The following is a 20927-nucleotide window of genomic DNA, read 5'->3' on the forward strand; positions in this document are numbered from 1 at the left end:
GTTGTCTCCCATCCCTGAAAGGCATCCACGTCATCGACCGGAGCAAGCGCTGCGTCAGCGGATAGTGGTGTCGATGCACGCGTCTTTCGCCACAGCGGCGCCAAGAGCCACCATTCCCGGCGCTTCTCCAATACTGACCTTCGCGCGCTACGGCTTGAGGCGATTCGGAGCTGACCTTCAAAACATATAGCGAAGTAAAGAAAACAGCGGTATTTTGACCGATTGAAATCTCCTTGGGGGTGCTCATGGCTCTAGATGTCATTGGTGCAGGCCTGGGTCGCACTGGCACATATTCGCTGAAGCTCGCGTTGGAGCATCTTGGGTTCGGGCCGTGTCATCACATGGCAGATGTCCACGCCAATCCCGAGCAGAAGGCGCTGTGGCGCGCCGCCGGACAGGGACAACTCCCGACCTGGGATGCGGCATATGCCGGCTATCTTTCCGCGGTCGATTGGCCAACGGCGCATTTTTGGCGCGAAGTGAGTGACCACTACCCTCATGCAAAGGTTATCCTGACAGTTCGTGACCCGGAAGCCTGGTATGACAGCATGGCGCAAACAATAGGGCTCACGATGGATGCTGCTACCAATGATCCACAGTCGTTTGGTGTGGCGGTGGTTGGAAACACTGTCTTTGGCGGTCGATTTGATAACCGTGATCACGCAATCGCTGTCTATGAAGCACATAACGCTACCGTGAAATCAACGCTGCCGCCTGAACGCCTTCTCACGTATCAGGTCTCCGAAGGGTGGGAGCCGCTTTGTGCCTTTCTCGATGTACAGTTGCCTTCCGAACCGTTTCCACGCACCAATTCGACTGCCGAATTTCGTGCTCGCATAGGGCGCTGAACGGCGGTTTTCCACCCCGGCCGGACCTTCCCGAGCCTCATCAGGCAATCTGATGTCTGAACGCACCAACCGACCACGTGCGCCAGTAGCAGTCATCCGATCGGACGAATTGAATGACCGCTTTGGCTAGTTCGGTTCGAATTCTTTTGCTCCAGGATGTGTTCCGCCGAACCAACCACGTAGGCAGCTGGTACAATAGCAATAACTGCAGGCCGGGGGTACGCGTCCGAGGAGGGCCGGTGCGTACGTCGCTGCGAAAGCGGCCAATTGGACCCACAATCAGCGAACATTCATGTTCGTCTGAGCGCCGATACGTCTCACAGTGGCCCTATGAACTCGGAAGATGCGAGCAATCTCAGCCGCGGGTGGACCATCATTCAGCATGCCGATGATTTCGGAGCGCTGATCGGACGTGAGTTTTGGGCGATGACCACCTTTTCGCCCGCGCTCCTGGCCCCTTGAAGCCCGCCATGGTGCGTTCCCGTACGATGGCTCGCTCGAATTCGGCGAAGGAACCGAGCATCAGCATCATCATGCGGCCTGCCGTCGTGGTCGTGCCGATTGCCTCGGTCAGTGAGCAGAACCCGGCGCCGGCGGCCTCGATCTTCTCAAGGATAAGGAGCAGGTCTTTGAGTGACCGCATCAGTCGGTCTGGTTTCCGGACAACCACGATGTCGCCTTCATCGAGCTCGCCAAGAAGCCGATGGAGCTCGGGTCGATCCCAGCGTCCTCCAGGTGCTCGCTCCTCCGCGAGCCGCTTGCAGCCGGCGGCTTTGGCACCGCAGACAGGCCTACGCGCTTCTCTGGAAGCCATACTTGGCCTACTCTGTCAGGGGATCAGATGGGGTCGCTCGTCACGAAAACGACGACCAAGGATCGAAGAAATCGCTGGGCCGTCAGGCGCAGCGCGATATTTGGAGATAACGATGAATTTCACGGACAGGCGCCTCTGGTACGGTGTGGCAGCCGTGATCGTGGTGCTGTTTGTGATCGGGTATGCGGCTGGGTGGTTTGGGGGCACACCGCCACCAGCGCCACAGCAGTAAGCGTACTCTGGTTGCGGTTGCCCGGTTTCGTGGACGATGCGAATTGGAGGCGTTTGTCGTCCAAAGAACTGCAAGCGCCTTAGGCTCCAAAGAGATGCGCTAAACATCTTGGATTCGAACGCGCAGCAGTTTTGCCGAATTCAGGAACACCAGGACATCTGGCCCCAAGTGCAAAATCGCTGCCTGGATAGGACCGATCCAGCCCATGAGCGCTGCGGCAATGCCCAAAACGTGCACAACACCGACACCGACAAAGATATTTTCCTGAATTGTCCGGTAAGCGCGTCGCGCAATCGCGCGCGCGCTGACAATTCTTGCCAGGTCATCCTTCATCAATGCGATGTCGGCGGCTTCCAGCGCTGCCTGCGTGCCGCCGCCGCCCATCGCAATGCCGACATCGGCGCGTGCCAGCGCCGGCGCGTCGTTGATCCCGTCGCCGACCATCGCCACGCGATGGCCCTGCTTTTGCAGTTCGGCGATGGCGGCGACCTTGTCCTGCGGCATCAGATTGGCACGCACTTCATCCACGCCGAGCTCGTTGGCGATGGTCCGCGCTGTGGCCTCATTGTCACCCGTCACCATCACCATGCGCTTGACCCCGGTTGCACGGAGCTTTGCCAGCGCTTCGCGCGCACCTGGTCGCAATGTGTCGGCAATCAGAATCACACCCGCGAATTTCCCATCGACCGCGACGTGAACCGGCGTCTGTCCGCCCTTTTCGATCGCATCGGAAAGCGGCACGCCGGCCTCGCGCAGCAACGATGCATTCCCGACCAGCACGGTGCGTCCGGAGACCGTCGCCTTCACACCGCGCGCCTGCAACTGCTCGTACTGCTCCGGTTCCGGGACATCGATTTTCATCCGGGCGGCATAGTTGACGACCGCTTTCGCCAAGGGGTGAGCGGAGCGCCGATCGGCGGCGGCGGCAAGGCTGAGCAGATCAGCTTCCGAAAGCGTGCCGTCCTGCATCTCCACGCCGACAACCTCGGGCTTGTTCGCCGTCAGGGTGCCTGTCTTGTCGAACACCAGGACGTCGACCTTGGCCAAAGACTCCAGATAGACGCCCCCCTTGACCAGAATTCCACTGCGTGCGGCTCGCGCAATGGCTGCGATAATCACCAGAGGAGTCGCCAATCCGAGTTCGGCAGGCGATGTGAAAATCAGCAGAGTGACGATCATCCGAACGTCGCGGGTATAAAGATAAACCGCAACGAGGAAGATCAGCACGACCGGGATCAGCCATGACGCGACCTTATCCGCCAGTTTCTGGACGGGTGCCTGTTCCGCTTCGGCATTCTCGACCAGACTGATGATGCGGGCAAAGGTGGTGTCGGCACCAACCTTCTCGGTCTCGATGTCGAGGGCGCCGGATTCGACGAAGGTTCCGGCAAAGACATCGGCGCCGTCGGTTTTGTCGTTCGGAATGCTCTCTCCTGTAATCGATGCTTCGTTGACCGAAGCCGCTCCACCGACGACGATGCCGTCGACCGGAATCTTCTCGCCGGCCCGCACCAAGACAACATCGCCCGCGCGCAAATTTTCGATCGGGACCATGCGTTCGCCACCTGCGTCCCGCACAAGTGCCACCTGGGGCACCGAGCCGATCAGGTCTTTGATCGAGGCTCGCGCACGATCCATATTCACATCGGCAATGAACTCCGCGATCAGAATGATCACCATGAGGACCGCGCCGGCGACGGTCTCGCCTCCGATCAGCGCTACCACCGTAGCGATGGTGACGAATATCTCGGTACCGATCTTGCGCTCTTTTACCAGGTCAACGGCGCCGGTTTTGACAAGCGGATACAAGCCGATGGCAACCGCCCCCCACAAAGCTTGAATGGGAATCAGCTGTTGCCAGTACAGAAAGGCCATCAGGCCGGTAAATATAATGCGAGCGACTTCGGTCCAACGTTCGCGTGTCATCAACACTCGCCAACCCGATGGAACAGCCTTAGCCGCCGGCTCAACGCTTTCGGTGGCTGCTGTCTCGGATTTCATGATTGGCTCGCTATCTGGATTGCGGTCTTGGCTTGAAGCGTGAGCGCATCAGGATCGTGTCCCAGGGAGTGGTGTAGTTGACGGCTTGGTCGCCGCACCTTCCGGCATGGGCCGGGAATGATCAGCGCGCCACAGCAGGCTGATGAGCGGATCATCGCTCATTTGGCTGCTGGTTTCCAGCGTAATGTATCTCGCCCGCTGCACGGCCCATTCATCGTTCTGCTCGAGCAGGATCGCGCCAACCAGACGGACGATAGCATCATCATTTGGGAAGATGCCGATGACCTCGGTGCGCCGCTTGACCTCGCCGTTGAGGCGCTCGATCGGGTTGGTAACCGGTATGATCATGACGGTGCCATCTGATCCCCCGCTGGAGATGCGAGATTTTCAGCGCATGTGTGACCATCCGGGACAGCGGCACCGGGAGCACGCCAAGGTGCGGGCAGGCCGATGTATTCGATAAGCTGCGAGCTCGCGTTAGTAGCTGGCCGCCCCTGCGACCTGCCCGGTTGCGCCGAGAGCGCGGATCCGTAGGTGTCGCGTCGCCCGCCGGCTCCCGATTGTTCAAGGAGAGAGGGGGCAATGACGTGTAATTGGAATGGCTATCCACCGCACCTTTGCGGAAGTGGTTTTCTGCGAAGATGGCCGGCTGCGCCATCACGGAGGGGTCGACATGACCCGCTCCGGACTGGAGGGATTTGGCCGCAGCTTGAACAGGACGGACGAGGTCGTTGTCGAGGTGACCGGCAACGCCATGGGGGTGGTGCGAGTGCTTTCGCCTTTCGTCGACCGGGTGATGGTGCATCAGTGTCAGTCACGTTGGATCACGCAGGATACAGTTGGTTCGCGGGCACCGGCGACCTCGACGAGGCCATGGCGGCCTGTTCATGGCCTATGTTCTGAGCCCATCTACCTCCGATGTTTCTTGCCGCCCCGTGGGAGAGTTCCTTCGTGCGAGCAGTTTGTCGATCCGCCGGCCATCCATGTCCACGATCTTGAAATGCCAGCCGCCATAATCAAAATGTTCCCCGACCTCAGGCAGATGCCCTAGTCGAAACAGGGCAAATCCTGCGATCGTATGGAAGTCGCCTTCAGTTGGCCGTGCTCGAAAACCAAGGCGATCGAACGCGTCCTGGGCCGACATCATACCATCCACGAGAAGGGAGCCGTCTTCACGCTCGACGACATCCGGCTCTTCGCCTTCGATGTTGGGCAGGTCGCCGGCGATGGCTTCGAGCAAATCGGTCTGGGTAACAATTCCTTCCAGACTTCCGTACTCGTCGAGGACCATTGCTATGCGGACGGGCGCCTTCCTGAACTGCTCCAGCACTTTGAAAATCGGCGTTGATTCATGAACGACGAGCGGCTCACGGATGATCGCCATCGGATCGAGAACCTGCCCGTCAAGAACCTGGTCGAGCATGTCCTTCTTCAGAACCATGCCGAGCAGTTCATCGATACCGCCCTTGCCAACAAGGAGCTGCTCATGGCGGCAATCGCGGATCGTACGAAGAGTCTCGGTTCGGTCATCATTCACGTCGATCCAGTCGATATCCGGCCGAGGCGTCATGATGTCACTGATGCGGCGCTCGCCGATATTGAAGACCCGCTCGACCATCTCCCGCTGCGCCTGCTGCAACAGGCCGCCTTCCTGACTGGCCGAGATCAGAAGCTTCAGCTCGTCTGGCGAGTGCAATGAATCCTCACCGGTTCCCGGGCGCAGGCCGCAGAGTCGCAGAACGAGGTTGCCGAGACCATTCAGCATTAGAATCGCCGGCCTGAGCAGAAAGAGGAACAGACCGAGCGGACGCACGACCCAGAGCGCAGTGTCTTCGCTGCGCTGGAGCGCCAGACTCTTTGGTGCGAGCTCGCCAAGCACGATGTGAAGCGCGGTGATGATGATGAAAGCGATCGCGACGGCGACAGTGTGTGAGCCCGCAGTCGCCAACGACCCGAGCAGCCCGATCAAGAGAGGCTCGACGAGATGCGCGAGAGCAGGTTCGCCGATCCAGCCGAGTGCCAGCGATGAAATGGTGATGCCGAGCTGGGTCGCCGCCAGATTGGCATCGAGATTGTCGACGGCCCGCTGGAGCGCTGCCGCGTTCAGCCGCCCAGCCGCAGCGAGTTCGGCAACTCGGCTTCGGCGCACGGCGACCAGGGAAAACTCGGCGGCGACAAAGAAGCCGTTTGCGGCCACGAGTAGGAGGACCGACAAGATTCCAAGAATGTCGCTCAAACTGCCATCGCCTGTCGGCATCATATCCTCTTAATGACGCAATTGGATACTTCTCTGAAGCGCAAATGATGGCATTGCGCAATCGCTATCAGCATACGATCGCCAGAAGCATAATCCCCTGATGGCGATGGTGGTGCATCTACTAGCGACTGATCACGGTGCGGTCGAATACGTTGAATGCGGCAAAGTGCGCGGTCCAGCCTGGCTTGCAGCGCGGGTCATGTACCGACGCGCCCCGTTCTTGGCGTGTATGCGCAGATCACATGAAGGCAGACGCCATCACGCAGCCCGTCGATAAAGCTCAAATGATTGGGCTTGAACTGCTGACGGTAACAGGGCTGAAGCCAACGCGTGATCTGCAGATGATGTCAAGCGCCTCTCCGCAAAGAGGTGACGCTTGATAGGCGGCTGCTTCCGTGCAAATGCTCCGGCATGCGAATTCTCCTCGTCGAAGACACGCGCGACGTTGGCGAGGCTATCAGCCGCCGCTTCGAAACGATCGGCCACGCAGTCGATTGGGAGACGGACGGCCGTGCTGCCGCAGAGATCCTCGATTTCACCTCCTACGATCTCGTCATCCTCGACGTCATGCTGCCCAGCCTCGACGGGTTCGAAATCGTTCGACGGCTCCGGCAGGCAAGGAATACGACCCCGGTTCTGATGTTGACGGCCCGTTCCGAGATAGAGGACCGCGTTGGCGCGCTCGATCTCGGCGCCGACGACTATCTGGTCAAACCGTTCGATTTCCGGGAATTGGAAGCGCGCGCCCGTGTTCTGCTCCGGCGGAAAAGCGGCGAGGCGACCAACATCGTACAGTGTGGCGATGTCGTGCTCGACCGCGGCAGCCGCTCAGTGCGAGTAGGCAGGCGCGAGGTGCAATTGAAACGACGCGAGATGACGTTGCTTGAGATACTGGCCTCGCGGCCAGGCCGCGTCTTCAGCAAAGATGAACTTATCGATCAGCTTTTCGGGTTTGACGAGCCGGCCAATCAGAACGCGATCGAACTTTATGTCGGGCGGCTGCGCAAGAAGCTGGAAGGCGCCAAGGCGCAGATCGTTACCGTGCGGGGCGTGGGATATCAGCTGGCTTCCGATGATACCGGCTGAGCCTTCCCTTTTCACGCGCCTGGCGGTCCGCATATCGCTGGTGCTGGGCCTGGGTGCGGCTCTTCTGGTGAGTGCGGCGTCGTACTACGCACGTACCGCCGCCGATAACGCCTATGACCGGCTTCTGCTTGGTGCGGCCATCCAGATGGCAGACAGCCTTACGGTTGAATCCGGTTCGCTCATCATCAACCTGCCGGTATCAGCTTTTGAACTCCTGGGCCTCGCCAGCCGCGATCGCATCTTCTATCGCGTGATCGGCCCTTCCGGCGCGACGCTGACAGGTTATTCCGATCTGCAAACAGAAGTTGATCTGGCCGCAATACACGATGTCCCGGTATTGGAATCGGCGCATTATCGCGGCGAACCGGTTCGGATTGCGGTGGTGGCGCGCGCACTGTCCGATCCAGCCGTATCCGGTTGGGCGCATGTCATCGTTGGGCAGACCACGGAAGCCCGCCGCGCGCTCGCGAGTGAATTGACTCTCAGGGCGACCATCCTCCTGGCGATCATGAGCATATTGGCATTGGCTGGAGCGATGATTGCTATTCGCTATTCTCTGCAACCGGTCAAGCATCTCGGAGCGACGCTCCGCCGTCGCGATCCACAAGACCTGACGCCGGTAACGGTCGTCGTACCGAGAGAATTGCGGCCCTTCGTTACTTCCATCAATTATTTCATGAGTCGGCTCGACGAGCGCGTGAAACTCCTGCAGCGCTTCATCGCCGACGCGGCGCACCAGATCAGAACGCCGCTGACAGCGCTAACGGCGCAGCTCGATCTGTTGAGTCAAGCCAAGCTGGACAAGTCGAGCCGCCAGCATCTCGATCGCGTACAGCAGCGCGCCAGCGAACTTGCGCGCCTGACCAACCAGTTGCTCAGCCACGCCATGGTCATCCATCGTGCCGATTCCGTGCAGCTTCAGCCGCACGGTCTGGCAGATGTCGCACGGCGCGCTTTCCGTGCGGCGGTTCCGATAACTATCGATCCGGACATCATCGTCTCCTTCGAGGCGCCTGACGACGAGCCGGTCGTGCTTGCGGACGCCGTCAGCCTTCGCGAAGCGATCGTCAATATCATCGACAATGCCTTGCGCCATGGAGTGGTGTCGCGCCTTGAGGTCAGAGTACGCAGCGACGGTACGCGTGCCCATCTCGAGGTCGAAGATGACGGACCGGGCATTCCGCCGGGCGAGTGGGAGCGGGTCACGCAGCGCTTCGAAACGTCCAAATCTCATGACGGCAGCGCAGGTCTTGGTTTCGCCATCGCGTCGGAGGTTGCGGCGGCTCACGGTGGCGCGCTGACCTTTCGCGAGACAAGCAAGGATGGCGGGAAGGGCACGCAAGGGTTCACCGTCACCTTGACGTTGCCCATCGCCACGGAGAAGACCCGATGATAGCGGGAACATTGCCGACATTCGGTTTGATGGCTGCGGTCGTCTTATGCATCGGTCACGCGGCAAGAGCGGCTGAAGGAAGCAGCGCATTTTTCCCTTCGTCTCAGCCGGAGAAGGACCGACTGTCGATCCACGCCGCGACCGATCTGGCGGCTATGGAACCACTGATCCGGGATTTTCAGTCCGTTTTCCCCAACGTGGCAGTCGACTATGTTGAATATGTCACCAACGACTTGCAAAGGAGTGCCAGTGAAGCCTGTCGGACGGACGCGGTGCTGGGCGACATCTTGTTGTCTCCGTCGGTCGACCAACTCGTGAAGCTCGCCAATGACGGCTGCGCGGCGCCGCACGTGTCGGCCGAAACCGCGCATGTCGCCAATTGGGCAAACTGGCGCGACGAGGTATTCGGCTTTACCTACGAACCGGCCGTCTTCGTCTATAACGCCCGCCTCGTGCCGTCCGGCGACGTACCGCGCACCCACATCGAACTCGCCGATCTTCTCAGGCGGCGGATCGATTTTTATCGCGGACGGGTCGGAACGTTCGACATCCGACTTTCGGGCATCGGCTACCTATTGGCGTTCAGTGATGCGCGGCAGACGACGGCGGTCTACGGTCGGCTTCTGGAAAGCATGAGCCGAGCGGAAACTGTGGTGCGTTGTTGCACCGCGGAGACCCTTCAGGACGTTGCAAACGGGAGCCTATATATAGGCTACAATATGATCGGGTCATATGCCTACGCCGCGGCCAGGGGCAATTCCGATTTGAGGGTCGTTGTCCCGCGGGACTATGCGCTGATACTCAGTCGTGGCGCGCTCATTCCGAAGACGGCGCCGAATATGGGCGTTGCCAATCGATTTCTCGACTACCTTCTGTCAGCCCGGGGACAGAAGGTTGCCAGGGATAGCGCCTTCTTCTTTGCCGAGAACGGGCAATTGCCTGAGGGAGCGGACGGCCCCGAAAAACTTGGGGAGTCTGGTATCGCGCGCGCCATACGCATCGGCCCTGCGTTACTTGCCGTACAGGACGAGGCGTTGCGCCGCCGCTTCATCGAGGATTGGAGCAAGTCCATGATCGATGCGCAGGGCCAGCGACCGTGACGCGTAGGATGCCGCCCCAAGATTTCAAAAATTCGGCAATACGTCGATGTGGCCGATCCGGCTGTCGTCGACAATCTGATCACGACCCATCGGGCCTAGTCGGCTGAGCAAACCTCGACATCGCCGTGACAGGTTGGTGACAGGTCAGGATGATACTCGCCTTTGTGCCTGGAGGAGTACGATTTAGGCGAACTTGGAGGAGACCCTAATGAAAAATCGTCTTGCGACGATGATGGCCGCGTTTTCGCTGTCAGCCGCTTTCGCGACGCTTGCCGCCGCTGCCGAGATCCCCGCCGGGTATCCGGAGAACTACAAGGATCTGGTGGCCGCCGCCACCGCGGAAGGACACCTCAGCATCTATTCGACGACCGATGCGGCGCTGGTCCAACCCTTGCTCAAGGACTTCGAAGCAGCATTCCCCGGCATCGCCGTCGAATATTCCGACCTCAATTCCACCGAACTCTACAATCGCGTCATTGCCGAAACCGCTTCGGGCCAAGGCACGGCAGATGTCGCATGGTCTTCGGCTCCGGATCTGCAGATCAAACTTGCCTCAGACGGCTATGCGCAGGAATACAAATCCGTGGAGGCGGCCCACCTTCCGGCCTGGGCGTCCTACAAGGACATGGTCTATGGTACCACCGCCGACCCGGTGACTTTCGTCTACAACAAGCGTCTCGTGCCTGAAGGCGATGTTCCCGCAACCCACGCCGATCTTCTCAAGCTGATGACCGGGAAGACCGCAGAATATGATGGCAAGATCGCGTCCTACGATCCGGAAAAATCCGGTGTCGGCTTCTATTTCTACAACCAGGACGCCAAGAACTGGACCGATTCCTGGGCGCTTAACAAGGCTTTTGGCAAGGCCCATATCAAGCTCTACAGCTCCGCCGGCTCGATGATCGAGAAGGTCACGTCTGGCGAACATTCCATCGCCTATGGCATCTTCGGCTCATATGGCCTCGCCAAGCAGGCCAAGGACGAGAACCTCGGTGTGATAATCCCGAAGGACTATGTCCTGGTGACCACCCGCGCCACCGTCATTCCGGCGGAAGCCCAGGATCCCAATGCTGCGAAGCTATTCGTAGACTATCTGCTGTCGGCGCGCGCGCAGAAGCTGATCGCCGACGACATCAAGCTCTATGCCGTTCGTGATGACGTTGAAGGGGCAACCACGCTGGCGTCCATAAAGGCCGCCGCCGGTGAAAACGTTCACCCGATCGCGCTCGACGACAAGCTGCTCGAAGGTCTCGACGAGACGACACGGCTGGCGTTCCTCAACGAGTGGCAGAAAGCCATGAAGGGCGAGTAATCGCTTGATCGGGAGTGCCTCCACAGTCGGCTCTCTCACCCTTCTTGCTATTAAGAATCATCGGAACGGCGCGCTTGCGCTCTTGCTAGCGGACGGCCCCCGGCTTTGTTCGAGGCGATCATGCCCTTCCGTGTCTTTCGTGTCAGCACCAACCTCCTCGCCATCCTGGTGGTGCTGGCACCGGTCACCCTGATCATTTATCAGAGTTTTCTGTCCGCGCCTTTCTTCCAGAAAACCGCGCATCTGTCGCTGAACGCCTACAGCTTCATCCTCGCGGACGCGGATTTCTGGCTAGCGCTGACGACTTCGCTCAAGCTCGCGGTGGGCATGACGGTGATCGCAGTTCCGGTGGGAATCCTGCTGGCGTTCATCATCGTGCGCACCGACGTGCCGGGCAAGCGCTGGCTGGAGCCGATCATCCTGATCCCGGTTTTCATGTCGGCGGTGGTGCTGGCCTTCGGCTATGTGATGACACTGGGACCAGTCGGCTTCGTCTCGCTGGCGGTCAAGTCGATGATCGGCTACGTGCCCTGGAATGTCTATTCGGTGACGTCGATCGCGATCATTGCCGGGCTCACCCATGTCCCACATGTCTATCTCTATGCATCGGCGGCGCTCCGCAACGTTGGCGCCGACCTCGAAGAGGCGGCACGCACCGCCGGCGCTGGCCCTTGGCGCGTCGCCGCCAGTGTGTCGCTGCCCATGGTGATGCCGGTGGTGCTCTATGCGGCGGTTCTGGTGTTCTTCCTCGGTTTCGAACTTTTCGGCCTGCCGCTGGTGCTTGGCGATCCGGAAGGCGTGCTGGTTCTCGCCACCTATCTCTACAAGCTCACCAACAAGCTCGGTGTTCCTTCCTACCAGTTGATGGCCGTAGTGGTGGTGGCGATCATCATGATCGCGCTGCCGCTGGTGGTGCTGCAGCGCTACATGCTGCGCAACGCCAGCCGCTATGTGTCCGTCAAAGGCAAGGGCAGTCGGCACAGCCCCATCCGGCTGGGCGCTCTTCGCTGGCCGGCCTTCGCGCTTGTGGTGGCCTGGTTCGCGGCCACCGTGATCATACCGGTGGGCGGTGTCGCAATTCGTTCACTGGTGACAAGCTGGGGCGTCGGGGTGAATATCTTCGAGGTGCTGACGTTGGATCACTATCGCGATCTCGCTGACTATCCGAATGTCGTCAGCGCCATTGTCAACACGGTCGGCGTCGCGGTGGTCGGCGGCGCGGCTTCGATCGCGGCCTATACTGCCGTGGCACTCGCCGGTCATCGCTCGAGCGCACCCCTGACCAAAGTCGTCGACTACGTGGCCATGATACCGCGGGCGATGCCGGGCATTGTGGCTGGCCTCGCCATGCTGTGGATATTTCTGTTCTTCAAGCCGATCGCACCCCTGCGCGCCACGATGATCTCGGTATGGCTCGCCTATACCATTGTGTGGTTCGCCTATGGCATGCGGCTGATTTCCGGAACGCTCCTGCAGATCGGCAAGGAGCTCGAGGAAGCCGGCCGGTCAGTTGGTGCCAGCGAGGGCCAGGTTGCCAGGGACATCACGCTGCCGCTCATCCGCGGCGGCATGTTCTCAGCCTGGCTATTAATCTTCCTGATTTTCGCCCGTGAATATTCGACGGGCGTCTATCTGCTCGGACCGGGAACCGAAGTGATCGGCTCGCTCATGGTTTCCCTTTGGGGCACCGGCGCGATCGATCTGGTCTCGGCTCTCGCCGTCATCAACACCGTCATCATCGTGACCGGTCTTGCCCTCGCGATGCGCTTTGGAGTCCGCCTCAATGACTGACATCATCATAGACGGCCTGCGTCTCAGTTACGGCCACCTTGAAATCCTGAAAGGTGTGTCCTTTTCGGTCGAACCGGGTCAGATCGTCGCCTTGCTCGGCGCGTCCGGGTCCGGCAAGACGACGCTCTTGCGAGCGGTCGCCGGCCTGGAGACACCCAACAGCGGCAAGATACTGCTCGGTGACAAGCCGCTTTTCGATGCCGGGCAGAACATCAATCTGGCGCCGGAAACGCGCGGTCTCGGGCTGGTATTCCAGTCCTATGCGCTGTGGCCGCATCGGACGGTGTCCGAGAATGTGGGTTATCCCCTGAAGCTGCGCAAAGTGTCCCAGGCAGATGTTGCGAGCCGCGTCCAGAAGGCTTTGGACAGCATCGGCCTCGGCAAACTGGGCGAGCGCTATCCGCATCAGCTCTCCGGCGGACAGCAGCAGCGCGTGGCGCTGGCCCGTGCGCTGGTCTACGAGCCGAACGTGATTCTGCTCGATGAGCCGCTGTCCAATCTGGACGCCAAGCTACGCGAAGAAGCGCGGCTCTGGCTGCGCCGCCTCATCACCAATCTCGGGCTATCGGCGCTGTGCGTCACCCATGATCAGGTGGAAGCGATGGCGCTCGCCGACCGCATCCTGCTGCTCAACGGCGGCCAGATCGAACAGGACGGAACGCCCAAGCAAATCTATAACAAGCCGAAGAGCCTGTTTGCAGCAGAGTTCATGGGTGCCAGCAATCGCCTTGACGGCGTGGTCACCGCCATCAACGGCAACCGTGCGGAAATTGTCGTGAACGGCATCCATCTTGTGGGCAGTGCCCAGCAGGAGTTGACCGTCGGCGCCAAAGTCACCGCACTCGTCCGGCTTGAGCGGGTGACATGGTCCGGGGAGGACGGCCCTGGACGTATCGCCATGACCTGCGTCGAGAGCCTTTTCCTTGGCGATCGGCATGAAGTCATTTTCGAAAGCAATGACCTGACTATCCGGACCTATTCCCGGGACGCCCTTCCGTCCGGCCAATACCATGTCGAGTTCCGGTTCGAGGATCTGATGGTCTTCGCGGCGGAATGAACTTCGGCGTTCACCACGAAGAGGATCATTCTTGCCAACCGGCATAAACATTCTCGAGCGGCTGACCTGCCACGGGCAATTTCCTCCATCTGAGATTAAAGTCCGGCCTCGATTGAAGGGCGGACTGATGAAGAGAATGCGGTTTACGGAAGAGCTGATCATCGCGGTCTGCGTGAGCATGAGGCGGGGCAAGCGGGCGACCTGGCGCGCAAGCATGGGATCTGCGAGGCGGTTAGCCTTACACACGTGTTGAACGCGTGTTCGCTTGCGCATCACCCGGTATCAAAGCTAATGAAACCCGGAGAGGACTTGGCTGCTTCTGCAGGTGAAAAGTGCTGACTTTCTCATGGTTCTATCTCGCGTCGTGCCTGCTTGCGCTTATAGCGCTCGTCGCCGTTCTCGACCTCGGACTGCTTCCGGCACTGCTTTCGGGCCTTCTCGTGTTCAACATCGTTCATTTCGCCGCACCGATGCTCCATCGAATCGGCGTCTCCAACAGCCTGACGAAAAGCCTTGCGCTGACCTTGGTGGCATTGATTTTCACGCTCCTGATAGCCGCCGCTATCTTTAGCGGCATGTCGCAATTGACTGGCGGTTCGGAGAACGTCGTGACGCTCCTCAAGAAGATGGCCGAGATCATCGATACCGCGCGCGTCCATCTCCCGACCTGGGCGATGGCCTATTTTCCATCAAACATCGAGGAACTGGAAGTCTTCGCGGCCCGGTGGCTCCGCGAACATGCCGGCCAGCTTCAACTCGTCGGGCGGGATGTCGGCGTCCTTGTGATCCACATTATCGTCGGCATGGTGATCGGCGGCTTGATCGCGGTGAGCTCGGCGGCGCCATCGCGCGAGCCCGGGCCACTGGCGGTCGCGCTGGCAGATCGTGTCAGCATTCTGAGCAAGGCCTTTCGCAACATCGTGTTCTCGCAAATCCGGATTTCGGCGTTGAATACGTTTCTGACGGCCGTCTATCTCGTCGCTGTTCTGCCGTCCTTCGGCATCGATCTGCCATTCATCAGGACAATGATAGCGCTGACTTTCGTCGCCGGCCTTCTGCCGGTCATCGGCAATCTGATCTCCAACACGGTGATCGTGGTTGTCAGCCTTAGCATCTCCTTCCTTGCAGCACTCGGCTCGCTTGCCTTTCTCATCGTCATTCACAAGCTCGAATACTTTGTAAACGCCAAGATCATCGGTTCGCGGATCAATGCGCGTGCCTGGGAGCTACTTCTGGCGATGCTTTTTATGGAAGCCTGGTTTGGTATGCCAGGTCTTGTCGCCGCGCCGATCTATTATGCCTATCTGAAGGCTGAACTGACGATGCGCGGGCTAATCTAGGGTTGGGCAGGTGGCGATTTGACGACGCAAGCAAGGTTGCTGGGAAATCGCGCAAATTTGGCCACTCGCTGAACAGCACCATCTTGGTTAGTGAACCCTCAGGAGTTTCGTGACCGATTTGAAGGCCCCCGTTTAATAGCACGCCCCCTGCAAAGACATTAGACAGCGCTAAAACGTAAATTGTCCGGAGGCATATAATCTGCTACTGCTTAATCACCGACAAACGGCTCTGGAAAGCCGTGCGTCGGACATCATGCACAAGATCAACTCAAACCGGAGAACGGCCATGAAACGGCTTCTGACGGTCGCTGCCCTTTTGGCGGCAGGCAGTTTGGTTACGATGCAAGGCGCAGCCGCCGACGACGCTGCGATGATCAAGAGCGCTGAATCTGCTGCACCCCCTGCCGTGGCAAGCGGCGCTGCGGTCTACGCCGCGGATGAAAAGGGCGCCATGCGCACCTTGCGCGAGGGCAAGAACGGCTTCTGGTGCATGCCGGACAGCCCGTCCACGCCCGGCCCGGACCCAATGTGCGGCGATGCCAACGCGATGGAATGGGCGATGGCATGGATGGAAAAGAAGCAACCGCCCAAGGGCAAGGTCGGCTTCATGTACATGCTGTCCGGCGGTACCGATGGCAGCAACACCGATCCCTATGCGACGAAGCCCGAGGAAGGCAACAATTGGATAGAGACCGGCCCGCATGTGATGATCGTCAACGCAATGGACATGATGCAGGGCTATCCGACGGACCCCAAGCCTGACACATCCAAGCCCTATGTGATGTGGCCGCGCACTCCATACGCACATCTCATGATTCCGGTTAAGTAGCTGAAATGGAGTCAGGCGGGCGCAAACGCTTGCTTGACTAGTCTAACGTGCCAGAGGGTCCATTTTTTTACCCTGCGGATTGCTCTGGCCTGCGGTGTGCTGATGTCGAAGCCCGTCTTTATCCCGGCGCTCGCTTCTATATGCCTCAGATCGCCGCTGGTGCGTGCCGATAATGTCGATCTGGCGTTGGAAGCTTTTCACGGTATTTGTCTTGCCCATGGACCTGACTTCGAACGAACCGTCGCTGCGGCCAGGAGACGCGGATGGGCTCCGTTGTGCGACGACGCAGCACTTGACCCCGTCGATGACGTAGACGCCTTCCAGGGCTGGGAGGCGACCGGCGACGACCTCCCGGCCAAAACCATGATCGCGGTGACAAAAGCCACTTGAATGGCAAGTCCGTGCAAACTTGCTCCATAAAGCTATTCGACTCGACCGCGCGGCATTCGAGGAGCGTTTCTTCGCCCGGACGGATGCCGAAACAATCGGCGAGGACAGAAACGGAATGCAAGTTTCCAAACTCTACATATTGACAGCCGGCAATCGCAAGCAGCTTGTCCATTTGAGGTTCCCGAGGTCCCGGATCACATCGAACACGGTCGTTGCAAGCTCGATCGCCGACGACTAGGGCGGATCAGCTGGTGTTATCTGCACGGGACGCGGAGCTTTTTGCCTTTGCAAGGAACTCGCGGTAGGGATGCTCTGAATAGATCAGGAGCAGGAAATTTGAGCGATCGGCAAAAGATCATCTGGATGATAGTGCTGGCAATCCTTGCTGGTATCGCGGTGATCATGCTCAAACATTGGCTGAAGGGCGACCTTGGGTAGCTGCCTCCTTAAGTGAAGCAACACAGCCCTGATCGATCAAGGTGGTATGGGCTTTGGCCCGTCCTATTTCGGCCTGCTTGCAATGGCAGGTGTCCTGCCTGATGCGGAATCGACGAGCGAAATGTGAGCGAAAAATGCAGCTGACAGGCATAGTATCAGGCGCGGCGCTGTTGCTCGCTTCCGCCGCGGCGGCGAACGCCCATCCGCATGTGTTTGCCGAAGCGAAGCTGGACCTGACCGTCGGTCCAGACAGAACGGTCAAGTCGCTTCGGCATTCCTGGCGTTTCGACGACCTCTTTTCCAGCACTGTGCTGATGGAATTCGACAAGAATTCCGACCTTGTCCTTGATGCGAAGGAACTCGATGAAGTCGCTCTCACCGTCCATGCGTCACTGGCCGAGTACAACTACTTTCAGATGGTGACCTTGAACGGCAAGGACGTGACGATGGCGCCACCGCCGAAGTTCAGCGTCAGCTATGAAAGCGATCAACTCGTCGTCCAGTTCGAAACGCAGCCGAAGGACCCGTTGGCCCTTGCTGGAAAAGTCAGTATCGGCGTGTACGACCCGACTTTCTACACGGCAATCGATTTTACCGACGACGACAAGCTTGCGGTGGCCGGTCTGCCGCAAGGCTGCTCACGTTCCGTCGTCCGTCCAGATCCGGACACGGCCATCGCGCAGAACCAGAAGAGCCTGACAGACGCGTTCTTCAGTGATCCGACGGGGACCGATCTCGGCAAGATTTTCGCGACGCGCCTCGAATTGACGTGCGGCTGACCCGGAGCCGGTTCGATGGCCATGTTCCAGACGCTGGTCGAGTTCCAACGCACGATCTACCTGGCGCTGGCCGAGCAGATCAAACTGCTTGCGGCCGGCGGCGGTTGGCTGGCGTTCACGGCCTTTCTGCCCATGGGCATTCTGTTCGGTGCGGCGCATGCGCTGACGCCGGGCCATAGCAAGGCTGTCCTGGCCACCTATCTGGCCGGATCGGACGCCAGCGTCCGGCGTGGGCTTCTGGTGTCGCTGACACTCTCCTTCACGCATGTAACGATTGCCGTGCTGATCGCGGCGCTCTCGTTGCCGTTGGTATCGATTGCCCTGGGCAGTGTTGGCCGCGCCCCGCTGCTGGAAGACGTCAGTCGGGGCCTGCTTGGCCTGATCGGCATTTGGATGCTCTGGCGCGCATTGAGCCACGGCCATCACCACAAGCATGAGGGCGAGGCCGTCGGCGTCATGGCCGGCCTGATCCCATGCCCGCTGACGCTTTTCGTGATGACCTTTGCGATATCCAGAGGCGTTCCGGTCGCCGGCATTCTTTTCGCAATCACCATGATGGCCGGCGTGGCGCTGACGCTGTCTTGCGTTGCGGTGCTGTCGATCCTGTTTCGTGAACGTCTGGTGCATTTTTTCGATAGCCGGCCACGCCTGTTCGATGCCGTTTCCCGAGCCATTGAGGGCGCTGCCGGCTTGGCGCTTGCCGGCGTAGCCGTTTGGCAGGTCACGTTGGGCTGAAATGCCGTGAACCAGATCGAGCGATGGATCAAGACCCGTTTACCTGAAGGTCAGCCGTGTCTTCGTCGCGGCGCAAAGCTTCGACCGCATCTGCGCTCGTCGGTGGAACAGACGGATAGGTGACGCCCGACGCTCGAAGTGGCGCCGGGCGACCCTGGATGCGCTAGATCATACGCTTGATGTCGATGTAGTCGCCTTCAGTCTGGATCGTCAGGGTCACGTCGCTGTCACCGCGATTCCGCCAGAACCAGCCGTGATTTCCATCGAAGGCGGCTTCAATGGCACCTTCGTCAGCTGGAACGCTGCGACCCTTTTCATAGCTGACGGACTGACCGCCGCCATCGCCGTGCGTCTCGAAGTTCACCACGCCACCGTCAGCTGTCCAGGAAAAGTTTGCCTTGGCGCCCTGCCGCATCACGAGCTTGACTTCGGCACCCTGGCCTGGCGCCAACGTGAAGGATAGCTCGTCTTGCCTTCCATCTGGCTGGATCGGGGCTTCCGAGGTTGCTTCGGTGGCAGGCGTTGTAGCAATGGCCGGAGCCTCGGCAGGAGCGATCTCTCCAACTGTCACATTGTCTTGGGATACGGCCTCCCCAGTTGGCGACGGCTGCAAAGCAGGCCGTTCGGCGGTCAGGGCGACGAGGAGGTTTTCAATTCGGTCCATGCGCGCTATCAACTCGGCCGGAGGGACCATTTGCGTCATCCGCTCGGTTGGTGCCTTCGCGCTGGCCATTTCGTCGGCTGCCGCCTCGCCTGCCAGCTGTGTCTTGATTTCGCCCATTCTGGTGAGGCCGAGCAATCTGCCTGCTCCGGTCGGGTCGATCGCATACTCGGACGGCATGACGACCGCGATGAGCAATGCGAAAGCCGTCAGCGCGGCAATGAAGGTGGAGCGCTTGAGCTGCGCTGACGTCGGCAAATCGGCGCGGCTGGGAAGGTCGGTGTTGTACATGATTCGGTTCCTTATGCGGTGACGAACAGGCCGGTGAGCTGATATCCGATCAGCAGGAAACCAGCCGTCATCATGATGACGTTTGCGGTATAGGCGTGGCGCCAGAAGCTACGTGTCCCACGCCAGTAGCCCATCACGATCAGGATGGCGCCAAGAGCCATGAGCTGCCCGATCTCGACGCCGACATTGAAGGCCAGAAGATTGGGCACCAGGCCGTCCGGCGAGATGTTGTATTCGATGATCTTCGTCGACAGGCCGAAACCATGGAACAAGCCGAAGACCAGCGTCGCGACCTTGGTGTTCGGCTGGAAGCCGAGCCATCTCTGGAAAGCGCCCATATTGTCGAGCGCCTTGTAGACCACGGACAGGCCGATGATGGCGTCGATGATGTAGCTGTTGATGCCGACGTTGAAATAGACACCGAGCAACATGGTCGTCGAGTGGCCGAGCGCGAACAGGCTGACATAGATGCCGATATGCTTCATCCGGTAGAGGAAGAAGATCACGCCGAACAGGAACAGGATGTGGTCGTATCCCGTCACCATGTGCTTGGCGCCGAGATAGATGAAGGGCAGCACGTTGATGCCCGAGATTTCCTGGATGTAGCCCTTGTCGCCTGCGGCGACGGCATGGGCAAAGGCCGCTCCGGTCAGCAGCGGCAGGGTCATGAGAGCGATAAGCAGGGGCAGGGCGGGTCGCCAACACGTGCGACGCGAGCCTGTCCGGCCCCGGTCGAAGGGTCCTTGCATAAGATTTCCAATCTTCGTCGTTGAGGGTGGCCGCGTGAGCGGCCGCGATCATGCGGCGAGGAATGGTCTCGGCGGGCGCTCGAGCCGGAATGTCGTGCCCGGATCGATGAAAGTCGGCGGATAATTCAGCCAGCCCCGCTCGACCTGTGGAACGGTCGGTGCGAAGTCGGAGGGTGTACTCGCCGTCTCGTGCGAGTGGTCTGCCGCATTGTGCCCGTGAAAATGGTCAGAGCCCTGCTCACCCGAAACGCCATCATCGTGTGCATGGTCATGATCTTCGATCTGCGCGGCGGCTCCGCCGTGACGTTCAACCGCGGTGGCAATCGCGATCGGATCGTGTGAGGTCGAATAGCCGAAAGGACGGAGCACGCCGAGCATCATCGCTAAAGCGATGACCAGACAAAAAACTGTGCTGTGGATCCGATTCGGCATGAACGGCGATTATTCTCTAAAATCCTAACGAATGGTTTTTGCTACATTAAAATCGAGGCCTCTTTGAGGCTTGCATATCCACTCCGGGAGGATAGTATCGAAACATGGGCGAGCAACCTCACATCCACGAAACCCATCCCGATATCGTCAAACGCCTGAAACGGGCCGGCGGACATCTTAAGGGTGTGATCGACATGATCGAAGCAGGCCGGCCCTGCCTCGATCTCGCCCAGCAGCTTCATGCGGTCGAGAAGGCCATTTCGCAAGCCAAGAAGACCCTGATCCAGGATCATCTCAACCATTGCCTTGAAGACGTTGTCGGGCCCCTAGCGCGCGAGCAGCGCCGCTCGATCGACGAGTTCAAGGACATCACCAAGTACCTGTGAGAAGCG

At 59.6% G+C, this 20927-nt stretch carries 20 protein-coding genes and 1 pseudogene; 13 read left to right on the top strand and 8 right to left on the bottom strand.

Going from position 1 to position 20927, the window contains the following annotated elements; genetic code table 11:
• Positions 1 to 245 precede the first annotated feature (245 nt).
• Complete coding sequence (locus tag NKH63_RS26900; protein ID WP_352919502.1) at positions 246 to 848, top strand: sulfotransferase family protein; 603 nt, start codon at positions 246 to 248, stop codon at positions 846 to 848.
• Positions 849 to 1127: 279 nt separating this feature from the next.
• On the opposite strand, the gene NKH63_RS26905 is transcribed toward NKH63_RS26900, so the two are convergent.
• From NKH63_RS26905 to NKH63_RS26925, 5 genes and pseudogenes are all read right to left on the bottom strand, one after another.
• Entirely contained in the window at positions 1128 to 1232 is a 105-nt protein-coding gene (locus NKH63_RS26905; RefSeq protein ID WP_352919505.1) for a hypothetical protein, read from the bottom strand.
• Positions 1222 to 1662: a recombinase family protein gene (locus tag NKH63_RS26910; protein ID WP_352919508.1), complete on the bottom strand. Its 441-nt coding sequence runs from the start codon at positions 1660 to 1662 to the stop codon at positions 1222 to 1224. Before NKH63_RS26910 ends, NKH63_RS26905 begins: the two co-directional genes overlap by 11 nt.
• Before the next feature lie 331 nt (positions 1663 to 1993).
• On the bottom strand, positions 1994 to 3895 hold the full coding sequence (locus NKH63_RS26915) for a heavy metal translocating P-type ATPase (RefSeq protein WP_352919510.1): 1902 nt from the start codon (positions 3893 to 3895) through the stop codon (positions 1994 to 1996).
• A gap of 48 nt (positions 3896 to 3943) precedes the next feature.
• A pseudogene (locus NKH63_RS26920) lies at positions 3944 to 4228 on the bottom strand (transposase); the annotation flags it as partial.
• Between the two features lie 559 nt (positions 4229 to 4787).
• Complete coding sequence (locus tag NKH63_RS26925) at positions 4788 to 6152, bottom strand: hemolysin family protein (RefSeq protein WP_352720488.1); 1365 nt, start codon at positions 6150 to 6152, stop codon at positions 4788 to 4790.
• Between the two features lie 411 nt (positions 6153 to 6563).
• Here NKH63_RS26925 and NKH63_RS26930 point away from each other — a divergent pair, with 411 nt between their 5' ends.
• From NKH63_RS26930 to NKH63_RS26980, 11 genes are all read left to right on the top strand, one after another.
• Entirely contained in the window at positions 6564 to 7238 is a 675-nt protein-coding gene (locus NKH63_RS26930) for a response regulator transcription factor (RefSeq protein WP_352720486.1), read from the top strand.
• Positions 7225 to 8631, top strand: a complete 1407-nt coding sequence (locus tag NKH63_RS26935; protein WP_352720484.1) for a sensor histidine kinase — start codon at positions 7225 to 7227, stop codon at positions 8629 to 8631. The genes NKH63_RS26930 and NKH63_RS26935 overlap by 14 nt, the downstream gene beginning before the upstream one ends.
• 29 nt (positions 8632 to 8660) lie before the next feature.
• Positions 8661 to 9731 carry an ABC transporter substrate-binding protein gene (locus tag NKH63_RS26940; protein ID WP_352919514.1) on the top strand — a complete coding sequence of 357 codons (1071 nt, stop codon included), beginning with the start codon at positions 8661 to 8663 and terminating at the stop codon, positions 9729 to 9731.
• 208 nt (positions 9732 to 9939) lie between these two features.
• A complete protein-coding gene (locus NKH63_RS26945; RefSeq protein ID WP_352720480.1) occupies positions 9940 to 11043 on the top strand; it encodes an ABC transporter substrate-binding protein in 1104 nt (367 codons plus the stop codon).
• A 120-nt stretch (positions 11044 to 11163) separates the two neighbouring features.
• Positions 11164 to 12834, top strand: coding sequence for an ABC transporter permease (locus NKH63_RS26950; RefSeq protein ID WP_352720478.1), 1671 nt, complete (start codon positions 11164 to 11166; stop codon positions 12832 to 12834).
• The gene (locus NKH63_RS26955) at positions 12827 to 13891 is read left to right on the top strand and encodes an ABC transporter ATP-binding protein (protein WP_352720476.1); all 1065 of its coding nucleotides are present in this window, start codon (positions 12827 to 12829) and stop codon (positions 13889 to 13891) included. The genes NKH63_RS26950 and NKH63_RS26955 overlap by 8 nt, the downstream gene beginning before the upstream one ends.
• Positions 13892 to 14223: 332 nt before the next feature.
• Entirely contained in the window at positions 14224 to 15231 is a 1008-nt protein-coding gene (locus NKH63_RS26960; RefSeq protein WP_352919519.1) for an AI-2E family transporter, read from the top strand.
• 253 nt (positions 15232 to 15484) lie between these two features.
• Positions 15485 to 16060, top strand: coding sequence for a hypothetical protein (locus NKH63_RS26965; RefSeq protein WP_352919522.1), 576 nt, complete (start codon positions 15485 to 15487; stop codon positions 16058 to 16060).
• 102 nt (positions 16061 to 16162) lie between these two features.
• On the top strand, positions 16163 to 16450 hold the full coding sequence (locus NKH63_RS26970) for a hypothetical protein (protein ID WP_352919525.1): 288 nt from the start codon (positions 16163 to 16165) through the stop codon (positions 16448 to 16450).
• A gap of 572 nt (positions 16451 to 17022) precedes the next feature.
• On the top strand, positions 17023 to 17667 hold the full coding sequence (locus NKH63_RS26975; RefSeq protein WP_352919527.1) for a DUF1007 family protein: 645 nt from the start codon (positions 17023 to 17025) through the stop codon (positions 17665 to 17667).
• 21 nt (positions 17668 to 17688) lie between these two features.
• Positions 17689 to 18402: a HoxN/HupN/NixA family nickel/cobalt transporter gene (locus NKH63_RS26980; protein ID WP_352919575.1), complete on the top strand. Its 714-nt coding sequence runs from the start codon at positions 17689 to 17691 to the stop codon at positions 18400 to 18402.
• A 163-nt stretch (positions 18403 to 18565) separates the two neighbouring features.
• Here the strand turns inward: NKH63_RS26980 and NKH63_RS26985 are convergent, their stop codons facing one another.
• From NKH63_RS26985 to NKH63_RS26995, 3 genes are all read right to left on the bottom strand, one after another.
• On the bottom strand, positions 18566 to 19354 hold the full coding sequence (locus NKH63_RS26985) for a hypothetical protein (protein WP_352845425.1): 789 nt from the start codon (positions 19352 to 19354) through the stop codon (positions 18566 to 18568).
• An 11-nt stretch (positions 19355 to 19365) separates the two neighbouring features.
• Positions 19366 to 20022 (bottom strand): HupE/UreJ family protein, encoded by a 657-nt coding sequence (locus NKH63_RS26990; protein ID WP_352720465.1) that lies wholly within the window; start codon positions 20020 to 20022, stop codon positions 19366 to 19368.
• Between the two features lie 129 nt (positions 20023 to 20151).
• The gene (locus tag NKH63_RS26995) at positions 20152 to 20535 is read right to left on the bottom strand and encodes a hypothetical protein (RefSeq protein ID WP_352720463.1); all 384 of its coding nucleotides are present in this window, start codon (positions 20533 to 20535) and stop codon (positions 20152 to 20154) included.
• Between the two features lie 104 nt (positions 20536 to 20639).
• On the opposite strand from NKH63_RS26995, the gene NKH63_RS27000 reads away from it, so the two are divergent.
• Entirely contained in the window at positions 20640 to 20921 is a 282-nt protein-coding gene (locus NKH63_RS27000) for a metal-sensing transcriptional repressor (RefSeq protein WP_352720462.1), read from the top strand.
• The last annotated feature ends 6 nt before the right edge of the window (positions 20922 to 20927 follow it).

Source organism: Mesorhizobium sp. M0960 (genome assembly GCF_040319055.1).
GTDB lineage: Bacteria > Pseudomonadota > Alphaproteobacteria > Rhizobiales > Rhizobiaceae > Mesorhizobium.

What these genes read in the sequence shown, in the direction of transcription:
- NKH63_RS26970 (WP_352919525.1), top strand. Translation starts at nt 16,163, where the DNA reads ATGTCGAAGCCCGTCTTTATCCCGGCGCTCGCTTCTATATGCCTCAGA.
- NKH63_RS26925 (WP_352720488.1), bottom strand. Translation starts at nt 6,152, where the DNA reads ATGCCGACAGGCGATGGCAGTTTGAGCGACATTCTTGGAATCTTGTCG.
- NKH63_RS26945 (WP_352720480.1), top strand. Translation starts at nt 9,940, where the DNA reads ATGAAAAATCGTCTTGCGACGATGATGGCCGCGTTTTCGCTGTCAGCC.
- NKH63_RS26950 (WP_352720478.1), top strand. Translation starts at nt 11,164, where the DNA reads ATGCCCTTCCGTGTCTTTCGTGTCAGCACCAACCTCCTCGCCATCCTG.
- NKH63_RS26985 (WP_352845425.1), bottom strand. Translation starts at nt 19,354, where the DNA reads ATGTACAACACCGACCTTCCCAGCCGCGCCGATTTGCCGACGTCAGCG.
- NKH63_RS26995 (WP_352720463.1), bottom strand. Translation starts at nt 20,535, where the DNA reads ATGCCGAATCGGATCCACAGCACAGTTTTTTGTCTGGTCATCGCTTTA.
- NKH63_RS26935 (WP_352720484.1), top strand. Translation starts at nt 7,225, where the DNA reads ATGATACCGGCTGAGCCTTCCCTTTTCACGCGCCTGGCGGTCCGCATA.
- NKH63_RS26900 (WP_352919502.1), top strand. Translation starts at nt 246, where the DNA reads ATGGCTCTAGATGTCATTGGTGCAGGCCTGGGTCGCACTGGCACATAT.
- NKH63_RS26905 (WP_352919505.1), bottom strand. Translation starts at nt 1,232, where the DNA reads ATGCTGAATGATGGTCCACCCGCGGCTGAGATTGCTCGCATCTTCCGA.
- NKH63_RS27000 (WP_352720462.1), top strand. Translation starts at nt 20,640, where the DNA reads ATGGGCGAGCAACCTCACATCCACGAAACCCATCCCGATATCGTCAAA.
- NKH63_RS26980 (WP_352919575.1), top strand. Translation starts at nt 17,689, where the DNA reads ATGTTCCAGACGCTGGTCGAGTTCCAACGCACGATCTACCTGGCGCTG.
- NKH63_RS26940 (WP_352919514.1), top strand. Translation starts at nt 8,661, where the DNA reads ATGGCTGCGGTCGTCTTATGCATCGGTCACGCGGCAAGAGCGGCTGAA.
- NKH63_RS26990 (WP_352720465.1), bottom strand. Translation starts at nt 20,022, where the DNA reads ATGACCCTGCCGCTGCTGACCGGAGCGGCCTTTGCCCATGCCGTCGCC.
- NKH63_RS26915 (WP_352919510.1), bottom strand. Translation starts at nt 3,895, where the DNA reads ATGAAATCCGAGACAGCAGCCACCGAAAGCGTTGAGCCGGCGGCTAAG.
- NKH63_RS26975 (WP_352919527.1), top strand. Translation starts at nt 17,023, where the DNA reads ATGCAGCTGACAGGCATAGTATCAGGCGCGGCGCTGTTGCTCGCTTCC.
- NKH63_RS26910 (WP_352919508.1), bottom strand. Translation starts at nt 1,662, where the DNA reads ATGGCTTCCAGAGAAGCGCGTAGGCCTGTCTGCGGTGCCAAAGCCGCC.
- NKH63_RS26965 (WP_352919522.1), top strand. Translation starts at nt 15,485, where the DNA reads ATGCACAAGATCAACTCAAACCGGAGAACGGCCATGAAACGGCTTCTG.
- NKH63_RS26930 (WP_352720486.1), top strand. Translation starts at nt 6,564, where the DNA reads ATGCGAATTCTCCTCGTCGAAGACACGCGCGACGTTGGCGAGGCTATC.
- NKH63_RS26955 (WP_352720476.1), top strand. Translation starts at nt 12,827, where the DNA reads ATGACTGACATCATCATAGACGGCCTGCGTCTCAGTTACGGCCACCTT.